At 75.7% G+C, this 14,272-nt stretch carries 14 protein-coding genes and 1 pseudogene; 8 read left to right on the top strand and 7 right to left on the bottom strand.

Going from position 1 to position 14,272, the window contains the following annotated elements:
* Window positions 1-27 precede the first annotated feature (27 nt).
* On the top strand, window positions 28-174 hold the full coding sequence (locus ACH4C6_RS16710) for a hypothetical protein (protein WP_398109288.1): 147 nt from the start codon (window positions 28-30) through the stop codon (window positions 172-174).
* 64 nt (window positions 175-238) lie between these two features.
* Here ACH4C6_RS16710 and ACH4C6_RS16705 read toward each other — a convergent pair whose 3' ends face one another.
* Together ACH4C6_RS16705 and ACH4C6_RS16700 are read right to left on the bottom strand one after the other, a co-directional pair.
* Window positions 239-706, bottom strand: coding sequence for an MSMEG_6728 family protein (locus ACH4C6_RS16705; RefSeq protein ID WP_398109287.1), 468 nt, complete (start codon window positions 704-706; stop codon window positions 239-241).
* Window positions 707-762: 56 nt separating this feature from the next.
* Window positions 763-3,279, bottom strand: a complete 2,517-nt coding sequence (locus ACH4C6_RS16700) for a SpoIIE family protein phosphatase (protein ID WP_398109286.1) — start codon at window positions 3,277-3,279, stop codon at window positions 763-765.
* A gap of 149 nt (window positions 3,280-3,428) precedes the next feature.
* On the opposite strand from ACH4C6_RS16700, the gene ACH4C6_RS16695 reads away from it, so the two are divergent.
* On the top strand, window positions 3,429-4,400 hold the full coding sequence (locus ACH4C6_RS16695) for a DUF72 domain-containing protein (protein ID WP_398109285.1): 972 nt from the start codon (window positions 3,429-3,431) through the stop codon (window positions 4,398-4,400).
* Here the strand turns inward: ACH4C6_RS16695 and ACH4C6_RS16690 are convergent.
* From ACH4C6_RS16690 to ACH4C6_RS16675, 4 genes are all read right to left on the bottom strand, one after another.
* A complete protein-coding gene (locus ACH4C6_RS16690; protein ID WP_398109368.1) occupies window positions 4,300-6,279 on the bottom strand; it encodes a copper resistance CopC/CopD family protein in 1,980 nt (659 codons plus the stop codon). The genes ACH4C6_RS16695 and ACH4C6_RS16690 overlap by 101 nt on opposite strands.
* Window positions 6,280-6,430: 151 nt before the next feature.
* Window positions 6,431-6,916: a cupin domain-containing protein gene (locus tag ACH4C6_RS16685; RefSeq protein WP_398109284.1), complete on the bottom strand. Its 486-nt coding sequence runs from the start codon at window positions 6,914-6,916 to the stop codon at window positions 6,431-6,433.
* A complete protein-coding gene (locus ACH4C6_RS16680) occupies window positions 6,913-7,521 on the bottom strand; it encodes a GNAT family N-acetyltransferase (protein WP_398109283.1) in 609 nt (202 codons plus the stop codon). Before ACH4C6_RS16680 ends, ACH4C6_RS16685 begins: the two co-directional genes overlap by 4 nt.
* The gene (locus ACH4C6_RS16675; RefSeq protein ID WP_398109282.1) at window positions 7,514-9,604 is read right to left on the bottom strand and encodes a penicillin acylase family protein; all 2,091 of its coding nucleotides are present in this window, start codon (window positions 9,602-9,604) and stop codon (window positions 7,514-7,516) included. Before ACH4C6_RS16675 ends, ACH4C6_RS16680 begins: the two co-directional genes overlap by 8 nt.
* Before the next feature lie 77 nt (window positions 9,605-9,681).
* Here ACH4C6_RS16675 and ACH4C6_RS16670 point away from each other — a divergent pair, with 77 nt between their 5' ends.
* From ACH4C6_RS16670 to ACH4C6_RS16650, 5 genes and pseudogenes are all read left to right on the top strand, one after another.
* Complete coding sequence (locus ACH4C6_RS16670; RefSeq protein ID WP_398109367.1) at window positions 9,682-10,401, top strand: siderophore-interacting protein; 720 nt, start codon at window positions 9,682-9,684, stop codon at window positions 10,399-10,401.
* 47 nt (window positions 10,402-10,448) lie between these two features.
* The gene (locus ACH4C6_RS16665) at window positions 10,449-11,069 is read left to right on the top strand and encodes an HhH-GPD-type base excision DNA repair protein (protein ID WP_398109281.1); all 621 of its coding nucleotides are present in this window, start codon (window positions 10,449-10,451) and stop codon (window positions 11,067-11,069) included.
* A gap of 407 nt (window positions 11,070-11,476) precedes the next feature.
* Complete coding sequence (locus ACH4C6_RS16660; protein WP_398109280.1) at window positions 11,477-11,821, top strand: hypothetical protein; 345 nt, start codon at window positions 11,477-11,479, stop codon at window positions 11,819-11,821.
* Between the two features lie 54 nt (window positions 11,822-11,875).
* Window positions 11,876-12,007: a hypothetical protein gene (locus tag ACH4C6_RS16655; protein WP_398109279.1), complete on the top strand. Its 132-nt coding sequence runs from the start codon at window positions 11,876-11,878 to the stop codon at window positions 12,005-12,007.
* Window positions 12,008-12,058: 51 nt separating this feature from the next.
* Window positions 12,059-12,151, top strand: a pseudogene (locus tag ACH4C6_RS16650) (MarR family transcriptional regulator); the annotation flags it as partial.
* Window positions 12,152-12,182: 31 nt separating this feature from the next.
* Here ACH4C6_RS16650 and ACH4C6_RS16645 read toward each other — a convergent pair.
* Window positions 12,183-13,796: a helicase HerA-like domain-containing protein gene (locus ACH4C6_RS16645; protein ID WP_398109278.1), complete on the bottom strand. Its 1,614-nt coding sequence runs from the start codon at window positions 13,794-13,796 to the stop codon at window positions 12,183-12,185.
* A 106-nt stretch (window positions 13,797-13,902) separates the two neighbouring features.
* Here ACH4C6_RS16645 and ACH4C6_RS16640 point away from each other — a divergent pair, with 106 nt between their 5' ends.
* Window positions 13,903-14,199, top strand: a complete 297-nt coding sequence (locus tag ACH4C6_RS16640) for a type II toxin-antitoxin system VapB family antitoxin (protein ID WP_004943146.1) — start codon at window positions 13,903-13,905, stop codon at window positions 14,197-14,199.
* The last annotated feature ends 73 nt before the right edge of the window (window positions 14,200-14,272 follow it).

Below are 14,272 nucleotides of genomic sequence, written 5' to 3'. Positions count from 1 at the left end.
ATCGACTCGACTTCGCTGTTCTCCGCCGTGGAAGGGCACCCCAGCCGTTCCGCCGCCGCGTCCCCGCCGCCGGCGACGGACCCCTTCCAGGCCCCCGACTTCGGGGAGGACGACACGTTCCTGCCCGAGGAGGCGCCGCAGCCCGCCCCGGCCAAGCGCCGCCGGGCCGCCTAGCCAGCACCGCCGGCGCAGCGCGCCGCCCCGGCTCCACCGCTCCCGGCGCCCGTGTGACGGACGTCTACGGCCGGCGGTCCGAGTCGGGCCAGACGTACGGCAGGTCGTCCGGGACGCCCGGGAAGAGCTCCGCGTAGGTCTCCGGGTCCTTGCGGACCAGGGCCGAGCGGTGGCTGCGGTGGAACGGCCCGTCGCCCAGCCAGGGCGGAAGCTCGCCCTCGGCGGCCAGAGCGGACTGGTCGCGGATCGGGGCGTGCGGGCGGGCCGCGGCGAGGTCGGCCACCATCGTGGCGGCGCAGGTGTCCTGGTGGCCCCGGTCCCGCCAGACCCGGCAGATCTCCAGGCCGTAGCGGACCAGGGCCTCCTCGTAGCCGATCCACATCCGCACCGCCGGGTGGTTGCGCCAGCCGTAGCCCGGGACGACCAGGCCGCGCAGCACCTGGAGTGTCTCGACCCGCTGTTTGCCGAGCCTGCGGCGGTCCAGGGCGAGGGCCGTCTCCTCGAAGTCCGCGTAGGGGAGGAAGGTCTGCATCCGTCGTCGGTGCTCCTTGCCTTGTCACGGGGGCGGGGGCCGGGGCGGGTGGGTCCTCAGGCACGGGTCAGGGGCTGCTCCGCCCAGATGGTCTTGCCGGTCGCGGTCTGCCGGGTACCCCAGCGCTCGGTCAGTTGCGCCACCAGGAGCAGGCCCCGGCCGCCCTCGTCGTAGCTGCGGGCGCGGCGCAGGTGGGGGGCGGTGCTGCCGCCGTCGGAGACCTCGCAGATCAGGCTCGTGTCGTGGATCAGCCGGAGCCGGACCGGCGGCTCGGCGTGCCGGATGGCGTTGGTGACGAGTTCGCTGGCGACCAGTTCGGTCACGAACACCGCGTCGGACAGCCCCCACCGCTCCAGCTGCGCCACGACGTCCTTGCGGGCCTGCGCGACGGCGGACGGGTCGGACGGCACCGACCAGGTGGCCACCCGGTCGCCGTGCAGCGCCCGGGTGCGGGCCAGCAGCAGGGCCACGTCGTCCGCCGGCCGCGGCGGCAGCAGGTCGGCGAGGACCGCGTCGCACAGGGCGTCCAGCGAGGCCGCCGGCCGGGCCAGGGCGCGGCGCAGCCGGTCGGCCCCCGCGTCGAGGTCGTGGTCGCCGGTCTCGATCAGGCCGTTGGTGTACAGCGCGAGCAGGCTGCCCTCGGGCAGCTCCACCTGGGTGGCCTCGTACGGCAGTCCGCCCACGCCCAGCGGCGGGCCGGCCGCGAGGGCGATCAGGTCAACGGCGCCGTCGGGGCTCACCACGGCGGGCCGGGGGTGCCCGGCGGCGGAGAAGCAGCAGCGCCGGGAGACCGGGTCGTAGACGGCGTACAGGCAGGTGGCGCCGACGTCGGCGGAGGTCTTGGACGCCGGGTCCGGGGCTCCGGCGAAGGCGGGCGGCGGCGCGGGCCCGCCCGTCTCCCCTCCCTCGTCCTCCGTGTTCAGGCGTGCCACCAGGTCGTCCAGGTGGGTCAGCAGTTCGTCGCAGGGCAGGTCGATGTCGGCCAGGGTGCGCACCGCCGTGCGCAGCCGCCCCATGGTCGCGCTGGCGTGCAGCCCGTGGCCCACGACGTCGCCGACGACCAGGGCCACCCGGGCCCCGGACAGCGGGATGACGTCGAACCAGTCGCCGCCGACCCCGGCGTGCCCGCCGGCCGGCAGGTAGCGGGAGGCGACCTCGACCGCCGCCTGCCGGGGCAGCCGCTGCGGCAGCAGGCTGCGCTGGAGCATGACGGCGGTGTCCCGCTCGCGCGTGTAGCGGCGGGCGTTGTCGATGCTGACGGCGGCCCGGGCCGTCAGTTCCCCGGCCAGCACCAGGTCGTCGTGGCGGAAGACCTCGGTGTTGTGGTGGCGCACGAAGTACGCCACGCCCAGGGTGGTGCCGCGGGCGACGAGCGGCACGCTCATCACCGAGTGGATGCCGAACGCCCGGTAGCGCGCGGAGCGGGCCGCGTCGCGGGCGAGCCACGCGGCGAACGCCGGGTCGTCCGGCGCGTGCAGCACCGGCTGTCCGGTGCGCAGGCTCTCGTAGGGCGCCGAACCGGCGGGGTAGGCGTCCACGGCGCCCGCGGCCACGACCGCCTCCGGCGCCCCGGGGATCCGCGAGCGCAGCGCGGTCCGCCGCAGCAGCAGCGGGCCCTCCGCGGGGACGGTCCGCCCGGGCGGTTTGGGCAGGTCCTCCAGCGTGGCCAGCAGGTCGACGCTGACGAAGTCGGCGAGCTCCGGGACGGTCACGTCCGCCAGTTCCTGGGCGGTGCGGGTCACGTCGAGCGTGGTGCCGATGCGCCGTCCCGCCTCGGCGATCAGTTGCAGGCGCTTGCGGGCCCAGAACTGCTCCGTCATGTCGTGCGCGGCGAGGCAGACGCCCCGGACGGCGGCGTCCCGCGGATCGCGCAGGACCGACATGAAGAGCGACCAGGCGTGCTCGTGGAGTTCGCCGGGGGCCCGCAGGAAGTTCTCCTCGTACTCGGGCTCGCCGGTCGTGAGGACCCGGGCCATGGCGCGTTCCGCACGCTCGCCGGAGTCGTCGTCGATGATCTCGGACACGCGCAGGCCCCGCATCTCCTCCTCGGTGAGGGCCGTGGCGCGTTCCATGTCGGCGTTGGCCCGCCGCAGTCTCAGCCGGGTGTCGTAGAGCGCCATGGCGCAGCACGGGGACTGGGCGAAGCTCCAGGCGACCAGTTGCTCCTCCAGGCCGGAGCCGGGTCCGGGGCCCGGGAGGGCGGAGACGATCAGCCAGGCGGGGGCGCGGGAGCCGGGGGGCCGGTGGTGGGCGAGGATCCTGACGGTCAGCGTCCGGCCGTCGCGGTGGCGCAGGGCGACGTCGCCGTTCCAGCGCGGCAGCCCGGCCAGGGCGGGCATGCCGCCGCGCAGCGGGATCGGCTCGGCCAGCAGGTCCGCGGCACGGCGGCCGGTCACCTGCCCGGCCGGATACCCGAGCAGCTCTTCGGCGCCGGCGTTCCAGCCGGTCACCGCGCCGTCCTCGTCGAGGGTGACGCGGGCGGTGAGGGCCTCGCCGACGAGGGCGTCGACGGCTTCGGGTGCCGGTCCGGACGACGACCGGGTGGCCCGGCCGATGGTGACGGGCTGCTCCATGATCGGTCATCTCGCTCTCACGGGGGCTCGGTCGTATCCCCGGAAATGCGCGGTCATGACCTGTTTACCCCGATCGGCGGAGCCCTCACCGCACCACGGCCAGAAGGAGCGCGAGCCTGCCGGCGCCGGGCGCGGGTAACCGCCCACCCATGGGTGAGATCCTCGTGGGCACGTGCTCGTGGACCGACAAGGCCCTGGTCGCCAGCGGCTGGTACCCGGCCGGACGGCGGGACGCCGAGGGGCGGTTACGGCACTACGCCGAGCGGTTCCCGGTCGTCGAGGTCGACTCCTCGTACTACGCGCTGCCGAGCGAGCGGAACAGCCTGCTGTGGGCCGAGCGCACGCCGGACGGGTTCGTGTTCGACGTGAAGGCGTTCTCGCTGCTGACCGGGCACCCCACCCGGGCGGCCGTGATGCCGGGCGGGCTGCCGGCCGACCCCCGCGATCCCCGGGTGCTGGACGAGGTGTGGGCCCGCTTCGCGGCCGGTGTCGAGCCGCTGCGGCGGGCCGGGCGGCTCGGGAGCGTGCTGTTCCAGTTCCCTCCGTGGTTCCGCCCCGGGCAGCGCGCCGAGGCGTTCCTCGCGGAGTGCGCCGCCCGGACCGGGGGCTGGCCGCTCGCCGTGGAGTTCCGGCACCCGTCCTGGTGGGAGCCGGAGCAGGCCGAGGACACGGTGGCGCTGCTGGCCCGGCACGGCATGGCCGCGGTCGCCGTCGACATGACGCAGTCGCTGCCCTCGTCCGTGCCGCCCGTGACGCCGGTGACCTCCTCCCGGCTGGCCGTCGTCCGCTTCCACGGCCGCAGCACCGCCTGGGGCACCGGCAGCAAGGAGGACCGGTTCCGCCACGCGTACCGCGAGGACGAACTCGCCGAGTGGCTGCCCCGGGTACGCGCGCTGGCCGAGGAGGCGGACCAGGTCCACGTGCTGTTCAACAACTGCTGCGGCGACGCCGCCGTGCGCGCGGCCGAGAGCATGACCCGGCTGCTCGACGGCACCGCGCCGACGGCGGCGGGACGGGTGCCTAGGGCTCGATCCGCACCTTCTTCGCCACCGTCACCTGGTCCACGTCCGACACCCGCACGGTCGTCCTCATCGTCCAGTCCCCGGCGAGCGGCAGGTTGACGGAGTTGGTGCCCCAGTAGCCGCCCCGGTCCCTGACCCCGGCGTCGATGGGGCCCACCTCGCGGGCGGGGAGGGTGAAGGTGATGCGGACCTCGGGGACGACGACCAGACCGGTGTCGGAGCCGTGGACCACGGCCGTCACGCCGTTCTCGCCGACCCGGGCGGGGTCGAGCGTGACGTAGACGGTGCCGCGGCCGGTCACGCCGTCCCGGCCCGTGTCGAAGGGCACGACGACCTCCGCGGTGGGCGGCAGCGCGCCGACCGGGGCCTGCCGCGCCGCCTCGGCCTGGGCGCGACCGGGCAGCGTCCCGGTGAGCACGGTGGTGATCAGCAGCACCACGGCCGCGACGGCGGCCTCGGCGAGCACGGACCGCCGCAGACCGCGCCGCCGGGCGTCCGGGTCGTCGGGGGCGCCGGGGGCATGGGAACCGACGGGGTTCTCGTGGCCGTCGGCTGTGCCGGAACCGCCGGGGGCTTCTGCTCCGTCGGCCGTGCCGGGGCGGTCGTTCCCGCCCGAACCGTCGAGGCCGTCGGGGCGGCCGTGCGCCGCGTCGGGGCCGTGGGGGGCGAGTGAGGAGACCGGGACCGGTCCGGGGTGCGGGCCCACCGGCTCCGGGCCGCCGTCGCCGCCCGGCTTCCCGACCGTCGCGCCGACCGGCTGCGGGGCCCGCTCCGGGACGGCGGCCCGGACGGCCGGCGCCGGCGCCGCGATCCGGGCCGTCCAGCGGCGGGAGTGGCGGGCGACCAGGAGCAGCGCTCCCACCCCCGCCAGTTTCACCAGCAGCAGGCGGCCGTACGGCGTGGTGCTCAACGCGGACAGGGAACCGAGGCCGCGCCAGGACTGGTAGAGGCCGGTGACGGCCAGTACGGCCACCGAGGCGAAGGCGATCCGGGAGAAGCGGGGCACGATCCGCGCCAGGTCCTCGCCCGAGTCGCGGCGCGAGACGAGCAGCAGCGCGGCCAGGCCGCCCAGCCACACGCCCGTCGCGAGCAGGTGCGCCACGGAGGACGTCATCGCGAGCGGCACCTGGATCCCGGCGGAGGCGTGCTCGGCCGCCGCCCACGTCAGCGCGAGCCCGACGGCCAGCACCGCGGCCCCGGTGAGCGGGACGGGGTCCCGGCGCTGCGGGCCGCGGTCCCCGGCGCGGCGGCGGGACAGCCACCGTGCGAAGGCCGCCGTGAGCAGCAGCACCGCCAGCCGCGCGAGCAGGGCCCGGCCGGGGCGGCCGGTCAGGGTGCGGCCGAGGGCCTCGGTGCCGAAGGCGGCGGCCGGGCCGGTGCCCGCCTCGTAGGGGGCGCGCAGCAGGAGCAGGACGGCCGTGGCGCCGAGCAGCGCCCACCAGGCGGCCCGCGCCGGCCGGCGCAGCGCGGAGGGGTTCGCAGGCCGGCACAGCAGCACGAACGCGGCGGTGCCGACGAGCAGGGCGGCGGCGAGGTAGGCGAGGTAGCGGGCGGCGTCGTACAGGCGGCCGGTGAGCGGGTCCTCGGCGGGGCCGGTGTCGATCGGGGCGGTGGTCGCGGACGGCTTGCCCACCGAGAAGCTGAAGGCGCCCGAGACGGGGTGGCTGTCGGCGGACACGACCCGCCAGGCCACCGTGTAGGTGCCCTGGGCGAGTCCGGCGGGCAGGGAGACCCGGGCTGTCTCGGAACGGCCGTCGGCGTGGGTGGGCTCGCCGGTGTGGACGCGGTGCTGGTCGGGCCCGAAGACCCGGAAGGAGTCGTCGAGGAGGCCGACGGACTCGGTGAAGGTCAGGGTGACGTGACGGGGGGCCCGCTGCACGACGGATCCGTCGTCGGGGTCGGTGCCGCCGAGGGCGGCGTGGGCCGAGGCGGGGCCGCCGCCCAGGAGGAGCAGGGCCAGCACGGTGCCGAGCAGCACCAGGGCCCGGACCTCCCGGGGACGTCCGACAGTGCACTCCTCGTTCCGCCGGTGCTCCACGTGCTTCTCCGGGGTCGGGTCCTGGGGCTTCCGGTTATGTACGGACGGAACCGGCGCCCTGCTCACGCGGGGCCCGCGGTCCGTGCCCCGCTCACCGCTCCGGGAGGGGCCGGGACAGCGCGGCGATCCCGGCGGCGGCCGCCGGGTAACGCGCCGTCAGCCCGGCCGCGTCCCCGTGTTCGTAGCCCTCGAAGGTGAAGCCGGGCGCCAGCGTGCAGCCGAACAGGGTCCACGAGCCGCCCGCGCGGACCCTGCCGCCCATCCAGGTGCCCGCCGGGACGGTGAACTGGACGTGCTGGCCGTCCAGGACGTCCGGCCCCAGGACGGCCGTGCGGGTGCCGCCGTCCGGCGCGAGCAGCAGGAGCTCCAGGGGATCGCCCAGGTAGTGGTGCCAGATCTCGTCCGTGGGCAGGCGGTGGAGGGCGGAGAAGTCGTCCGCGGTGAGCAGGGCGACGATCGCCGTGCCCTCCGGCCTGCCGTCGGGACGCTGCGGCCCGGCCCAGGTCTGGCGGAACAGGCCGCCCTCGCGGGGGATCGGTTCGAGGCCGTAGTGCGCGATGAGCTCGTCGGGCGTCACGCGGGGAAGAGTATCTCCCGGTCCAGGAAGGCGAGCTGGGCCTTCTTCTCCGGCAGGTACACGTCCGGCAGGTCGACCTCCGGCAGGATTACGACCGGCCCCGGGGTGAAGCCCTGCTTGAGGAAGCGGGCCACCGCTTTCTCGTTGGCCACGTCCGGGTCGACGACGACCCGCCGGCGGTCCAGGCCCAGCAGGACGTACGCGGCGATCACGCCCACCAGGCGCGAGGTCCAGCCGGGCTGTGCGCCGCCGGGGCCGGTGGGGGCGAGCAGCAGGTGCACGCCGATGTCGCCGGGGCGGACCTCGTAGCACTCGCCGACGCGGTCGGCCTCCGGCTCGTAGGTCTGCAGGACCGCGACCGGCTCGCCGTCCCGGACGACCAGGAAGGCGTGGTGGGCCGGGAGCGTCTCCATGTGGGCGTAGATCCCGGCGACCTGTCGTTCGGTCAGGCCGGTCATGCCCCAGAAGGCGGCCCGGTCCTCGCTCACCCAGCGATGGATCACGCCGGCGTCGGCCCCCGGGTCCAGCGGCAGGATCCGGACGGTGCCGAGACCGTCCACCACCTGCTCGTGGACGGGGGTGCGGGAGGCGTAGGGGTCAGACATCGGTCTCCTTCGTCAGCCGGTCCCAGTCGGTGACGACCGGGACGAGGTCTCCCCCGAGCCACAGGGGGAGCTGGTCGCGGTGGTGGGGCGAGCCCGGGACGCCGGACGCGCCGAGCGGGACCACCCAGCGGCTGTCCTCGCGCCGGGCCAGGTCCCAGACGTAGCGGGCGGCCGGGCCCCGGGCGGCGAGGTCGGTGAGGCCCGGTACGCCGGAGGTGCACAGCACGCAGTCGTGGTCGCCGGACAACCCCGGCTCCTCGACGGGCGCCTGGGGTTCCAGGGCCCGCCAGGGGGCCAGCCGGTGGGTGTCCCCCCAGACGCCGGTGGGCGGCCGCAGGGCCACCTCCTCGACGGCCTCCCGGGCGGCCGCCGGGCGGTCGACGCCGTACAGGTCGTCGGCGGTCAGCAGGTGTTCGAGCGCGAAGCCGATGCGCGGGAGCAGGGCGAGCCACGGCCGGAAGACCTCCGGGTACGCCGGCGGCACGGTGAGCGCGGCGAAGGCCGGATGGGCCGCCAGCCGCCGCACGAGCGCCGAGCGGACGGCCGCGTACAGGGCCGCGTCCGGGCTGTCGGCGTCCATGCGGCGGTCCCAGGCGAGGAGCCGGTCGCGCAGCGCGGCGGCCCCGGGGGTGAGGGTGCCGAGGGAGCGGAGGAGGTCCAGCAGCGGGGCGGCGGAGCCGAGGTGGGTGTCCACGTGGACGGCGGGCATGTCGGCGGCCGACCAGCGGTCCTTCGCGGCCAGCAGCGCGGCGATGCGGTCGTGGCGGTGGGGCGGGGCGAACTCGACGCCCAGGGGTCCGGCGGGGCCCCGCTGATTGGCCATCACGGCGACGCCGCCGGTGAGTCCGGCCCGCGGTGACTCGTGCCAGCCGTGCCAGTCGTGGCCGGGTTCCCAGGCGGGCACCGGGCGCACGCGGCCGGCCTCGGCGCGCACCGGCACCCGTCCGGCCACGCGGTGCAGCACACCGCCCTCGGTGTCGGCGGCCTGGACGACGTTGACCGGTTCGGCCCACCGGTCCAGGGCCCGGTCCACGTCGGCGACGCGGCGGGCGCGCAGCAGCGGCAGCAGGGCGGAGAAACCGAGGTCGGAGGTGACGCGCGGCGGGTGGCGCAGGCTGATGGCCACGGGCACACCCGACGGGCCGGCCGGCTCCCCGTCGAGCCCTTCGGGGCCGCCGATGATCACCGGCCCGCGAGCGGTCTCGACGACCTCGACCTCGACCGGCTCCGCACCGGCGACCTCCACGACCTCGGTGTGCCGGGACGCCCGGTGCCAGGTGCCGTCCGGCCCGAGGGCCTCCACCCCGGCACCGGTGCGCCGCAGCCGCTCCCGGTACAGGTCCTGGTAGTCGGCCATGGCGTTGGTGATGGCCCAGGCGACCGTGCCGGTGTGCCCGAAGTGGGCGATGCCCGGGACCCCGGGGACGGCGAGGCCGACGACGTCGAACTCCGGGCAGGACAGGTGGATCTGCTGGTAGACGCCGGGGTCCTCGATGAAGCGGTGCGGGTCGCCGGCGATGACGGCCTGTCCGGTGACGGTCCGCTCCCCGCCGACCAGCCAGCCGTTGCTGCCGGCGGTGCCCGGGCCGTCGGTGGCGAACAGCCCGACCGCGTCGGGGCCGAGGTGGGTCACGACCTGCTCGCGCCACAGCTTGGCCGGGAACCCGGCGAACAGGATGTGGGTGGCGAGCCAGACGCCGAGCGGCGTCCAGGGCTCCCAGCGGCCGGGGGCGAGGCCGGTGCGGGCGAACTCGGGGGCCTCGTCGCGCTCCGCCAGACCGGCGTTGACCCCGTCGACGTACGCCCGCACCCAGGCCGCCGTCTCCGGGTCCCGTCGTTCCAGGTCGGCGAAGCACCGTCCGGCCGTGTCGTCGAGTCTGGCGCGTCTGGCGAACAGGTCCCAGGGCAGGGCGTCCTCGCCCAGGAAGGACGCCGAGGTGCCCCGCGCGCGGTGGCGTTCGACCTCCAGCTGCCAGGCCCGGTCGCGGGCGGTGACGCGGCCCTGCGCGTGGGCGAGTTCGGCCGCGCCGCCCGCGCGCACATGCGGAATGCCCCAGGCGTCACGGTAGATCTCGGTGACCACGCTGTGCCCTCACTTACCTTTAGGTTAGGCTTGCCTAAGTCAATGTGGCGGAATCGTACGTGAAGGGTGACCACGCGATGGGGCAGGGGCGGGGTTGGGAGGGCGCGGTCCTCAAACTGCTGCGCGCGAAGGATTTCCGGTTCACCGTGACGGGCGACGAGGACGTCACGCCCGCGTACCGGCGGCTGCGCTTCACCGACGGCGGTCTGCTCGCCGCGACCGGAGTGCACCCGACCATGTGGGTGCGCCTCTGGTTCGACAACGCGGGCAAGCCCCACCAGCGCGCCTACACCCTGGTGGACCCCGACCCCGAGAACGGCACCTTCGCGCTGGAGTTCGCCCTGCACGAGGGGTGCGCCAGCGACTGGGCCCGGGCGGCCGCGCCCGGCGACACCATCGAGGCCACCGTCCAGGGCACCGGGTTCGAGCAGCCCTCCCCGGCCCCCTCGCACGTCTTCGCCGTGGGCGACCCGGCCTCCCTGCCCGCCCTCAACTCCCTGCTGGACGCCCTGGGTCCGGCCCCGGCCACCGTCTGGTTCGAGGGCGGCGACGACGACCTGCCGTTCCGCACCGACCCCGGCCGGCACGAGCTGCGCACGGTGCCGCGCCGGGACTCCGGCGCCCACCTGGTCGACCGGGTGCGCGCGGAGCTGCCGGAGCTGCTGCACGGCACGAGCGATCCGTACGTGTGGATCGCCTGCGACACGGCGACGACCCGCACGCTCGCCGCGTACGTCCGCAAGGAACTGGGGCTGCCCAAGCAGCGGGTGCACGCGCTCGGGTACTGGCGCCCCTGAGACCGGCTCCGGACGCGGCCGGGCCCGCACCGGGGGATGATCGGGGCATGGACGTCACCCTTCACCTCGCCCAGGACCCCGAGGCCGACGCGCTGCTCGGCCGCAGTCCGCTCGCCGCGCTGGTCGGGATGCTGCTGGACCAGCAGGTCCCGATGGAGTGGGCGTTCAAGGGCCCGGCGACGATCGCGCAGCGGCTCGGCACCGGCGACCTCGACGCGCACGAGATCGCCGCGCAGGAGCCGGAGGCCTTCGCCGCGCTGCTCTCGCAGAAGCCGGCCGTGCACCGCTACCCCGGCTCCATGGCCAAGCGCATCCAGCAGCTGTGCCAGTACCTCGTCGAGCACTACGACGGTGACGCCGAGGCCGTCTGGAAGGACGCCGGCACCGGACAGGAGCTGCTGAAGCGGCTGGCCGGGCTGCCCGGCTTCGGCAAGCAGAAGGCCCAGATCTTCCTCGCCCTGCTCGGCAAGCAGCTCGGGGTGCGCCCCACGGGCTGGCGCGAGGCGGCGGGCTCCTACGGCGAGGCCGACTCCTTCCGCTCGGTCGCCGACATCACGGGCCCCGAGTCCTTGACGAAGGTACGGGCGCACAAGCAGGAGATGAAGGCGGCGGCGAAGGCGTCCAAGGCGGCCAAGACGTCCGGGGAGACGAAGCCGCCGGGTGCGTAGCCGGACGCCGGCCGGGGCCCGCCGGGCGGGATCCCCCGTCCGTACACCGCCGTCAGTCTCCCGGACCGGCCCGGATGGCGGACGGCCGCGGCGCGGTCCGAGCATGGAGCATGACCGAGCCACCGGGCGGCTCCCCCGGCGATCCGGAGCCCGACGCCGACCGAGACCACGCGCCCGGCCACTCCGGCCCCTCCGGCCGCTCCGGCCGCTGGCCCTCCGACCCCGAGGCGCCCGAGGCACACGCGCGGCACGTGCCGTCCGGGGACGCCTGGCCGCCCGACCCGCACAGCCCGCACGGCCCGCCGGACGAGCCGGGGTCCCGTGGCGGGCAGGACGCACTGGGCCGAGCGGGTAGATCCCGCGGCGGACGGGATGAACGGCACGCGCCCGGTGGGGAGTGACCTCCCGTGACCCCCGCACCGCAGCCGGCCCTCCGCGGCCCGCGCCGGCCCGTCTGGCCGCGGGTGCTCGTCCTGCTGCTGGCCCTGCTCCTGCCGGGCGCCCACGCCACGGCCCCCGGCGGACCCGTGGCCGTCACCGTCACCGGGGAGAGCACCACCGCCGAGGCCGACGTTCTCGACACGGTCCTGCGCCCCTCGGCACGCACCACCCGGCGCACGGAGGCCGCCCCGCGCCGGGCCCCGCTCCCGGCCGCCTCCCGGCCCGCACGCCCGGCCCGCCCCGCCGCGCCCGGGCCGGCGCACCCGCCGCACGTCCCGCGCCCCCCGCGTTCCTGGGTTCTGCGCTGCTGAACGGACCCGCCCCGGTCCACCAGCCCGTACGCAACCAGAAGGAACGGCACCGCCATGCTCCAAGACCCCTACGCGGTCCTGCGCGCCCTGCTGCGCGCCGAGGCCGCCCGCAGCGCCCCCAAGCCGGCTCCCCGCACCACGAAGTCCGAGCCGCCCCGGCCCCCGGAGGAACGCGACCGCGGCTGACCCACGCGGACGGCGGAGGCCCCCGACCGACCGGCGCCTCCGCCGCCACGGATGCCCGCCCGGGCCTTCGCCGCGCTCCTCTCCTCCGCCGAGGGTGCGACGACCTCCGCCGAGCTGGGGGAGCAGGTGCGGATCAGCCCGAGCAGACCGCCGCACGAGTCCGCAGGGGTGGGGATCAACGTCTGCGGCGGCCCGAGCGGCGTGCCGTGCCGAACAGCGATCGGGTGATCTCCCGGCCGACCTGCGTCCCGACCGAGCGGGCCAGGGACTTGAAGATCCCGCTCCCGACCACCTGCTCGACCATGGACGGCTCCTCCCCGCCCCGCCGCGCGGGCGCGGCGTCCCGCATCTCGTCGGGCCCCTTGGCCCCCCGGCCGCGCCCCTCCCGCGGGTCCCGCTCCAGCCGCTCGTACGCCGACTCCCGGTCCACGGCCTGCGCGTACCGCTCGTACAGCGGCGACTCCCGGACGGCCCGGTCCAGCGCCTCCTGGCCGACCGGGCCCATCAGCGACCCGGGCGCGCGCAGCCGCGTCGCGGCGACCGGGGTCGGCGCGCCCTTCTCGCTGAGCACGGTGACCACCGCCTCGCCCGTCCCGAGGCCGGTCAGCACCTCCTCCAGGTCGTAGGGCGACTTCGGGAAGGTCTTCACCGTGGCGTTCAGGGCCTTCTGGTCGTCGGGGGTGAAGGCGCGCAGGGCGTGCTGGACGCGGTTGCCGAGCTGGGCGAGGACGTCCGCGGGCACGTCCTTCGGGGTCTGCGTCACGAAGAAGACCCCGACCCCTTTCGAGCGAATCAGGCGCACCGTCTGCGTGATCGACTCCAGGAACGCCTCGGAGGCGTCGTCGAACAGCAGGTGCGCCTCGTCGAGGAAGAAGACGAGGCGGGGCTTGTCCACGTCGCCCAGTTCGGGCAGGTCGTGGAAGAGGTCGGCCAGCAGCCACATCAGGAACGTGGAGAACAGCTGCGGCCTGTCCTGCACGGCGCTCAGCTCCAGGACGGACACCACGCCCCGGCCGTCCCCGTCGGTGCGCAGCAGCTCACCCGTGTCGAACTCGGGCTCGCCGAAGAACCCGGACGCGCCCTGCGCCTCGAACGCGGTCAGCGAGCGCAGGATCACCCCGGCCGTGGCCGCGGACAGGCCGCCGATCGTCTTCAGCTCCTGCCGGCCCTCGTCCGAGGTCAGGTACGCGACCACCGCCCGCAGGTCCTTGAGGTCGATCAGCTCCAGGCCCTTGCCGTCGGCGTAGTGGAAGATCAGCGCGAGGGACTGCTCCTGGGTCCGGTTCAGCCGCAGCACCTTGGACAGCAGCACCGGGCCGAAGCCGGTGACCGTCGCGCGGACGGGGATGCCCCGGCCGATGCCGCCGAGGGCGTAGTACTCGGCGGGGCACCCGGCCGGCGCCCACCGCTGGCCCACCTCGCCCGCACGGCCCTCGACCCGGGCGTCCGCACGGCCCGGCTCGGCGATGCCCGACAGGTCGCCCTTGATGTCGGCGAGGAAGACCGGCACCCCCTGGGCGGACAACTGCTCGGCGATCAGCTGGAGCGTCTTGGTCTTGCCGGTGCCCGTCGCGCCGGCGACCAGCCCGTGCCGGTTGAGCATCGACAGCGGCACGCGGATCTGCGCGTCGGGCAGGCACCGTCCGTCCCAGAGCAGGGCGCCCAGCTCCAGGGCGGGGCCGGAGAACGCGTAGCCGGAAGCGATCTTCAGGGCCTCCTGCGGCAGGGCGGCGGCACGGGCGGACACCTCGGGGGCGGGAGTGGACGGCATGGTCTCGTGATCCGGCATGTTCACGCCCCTGTTCCCGTTACGTACCGCCTTGTGGGGTTTTTTTCAGCGTCGCACTCCGCCGCCATGGCTGCGCCCGGAAGGTCTTGACCGGTAGGCTTTCCGTGTGATCTTCAAGCGCATCGGAAACGGCCGGCCGTACCCCGACCACGGCCGGGAAAGCACCCGGCAGTGGGCGGACGTCGCGCCGCGCCCGGTCCGCCTCGATCAGCTCGTCACGACGAAACAGCAGCTCGACCTCGAGACGCTCCTCGCCGAGGACTCGACCTTCTACGGCGACCTCTTCGCGCACGTCGTGAAGTGGCAGGGCGACCTCTACCTCGAGGACGGCCTGCACCGCGCGGTGCGCGCGGCGCTCCAGCAGCGCCAGGTGCTGCACGCGCGCGTGCTCGAACTCGACTGACCCCCCGCCGCGGCGCCCGCCGCGCTCCCCGTCCGGGGGCCGGTTGGCCCTTTCGGGTTCCACTGGGCGATGT

Source organism: Streptomyces sp. NPDC017943 (assembly GCF_044328425.1).
GTDB lineage: Bacteria > Actinomycetota > Actinomycetes > Streptomycetales > Streptomycetaceae > Streptomyces > Streptomyces djakartensis_A.
The sequence above is the reverse complement of the archived record's forward strand: the minus strand, read 5'-3'. Positions and strand labels throughout refer to the sequence as shown.

Bases quoted from the DNA above. Each gene is read 5' to 3' on its own strand.
- ACH4C6_RS16705 (WP_398109287.1), bottom strand. From the start codon at position 706: ATGCAGACCTTCCTCCCCTACGCGGACTTCGAGGAGACGGCCCTCGCC.
- ACH4C6_RS16700 (WP_398109286.1), bottom strand. From the start codon at position 3,279: ATGGAGCAGCCCGTCACCATCGGCCGGGCCACCCGGTCGTCGTCCGGA.
- ACH4C6_RS16695 (WP_398109285.1), top strand. From the start codon at position 3,429: ATGGGTGAGATCCTCGTGGGCACGTGCTCGTGGACCGACAAGGCCCTG.
- ACH4C6_RS16680 (WP_398109283.1), bottom strand. From the start codon at position 7,521: ATGTCTGACCCCTACGCCTCCCGCACCCCCGTCCACGAGCAGGTGGTG.
- ACH4C6_RS16670 (WP_398109367.1), top strand. From the start codon at position 9,682: ATGGGGCAGGGGCGGGGTTGGGAGGGCGCGGTCCTCAAACTGCTGCGC.
- ACH4C6_RS16665 (WP_398109281.1), top strand. From the start codon at position 10,449: ATGGACGTCACCCTTCACCTCGCCCAGGACCCCGAGGCCGACGCGCTG.
- ACH4C6_RS16655 (WP_398109279.1), top strand. From the start codon at position 11,876: ATGCTCCAAGACCCCTACGCGGTCCTGCGCGCCCTGCTGCGCGCCGAG.
- ACH4C6_RS16645 (WP_398109278.1), bottom strand. From the start codon at position 13,796: ATGCCGGATCACGAGACCATGCCGTCCACTCCCGCCCCCGAGGTGTCC.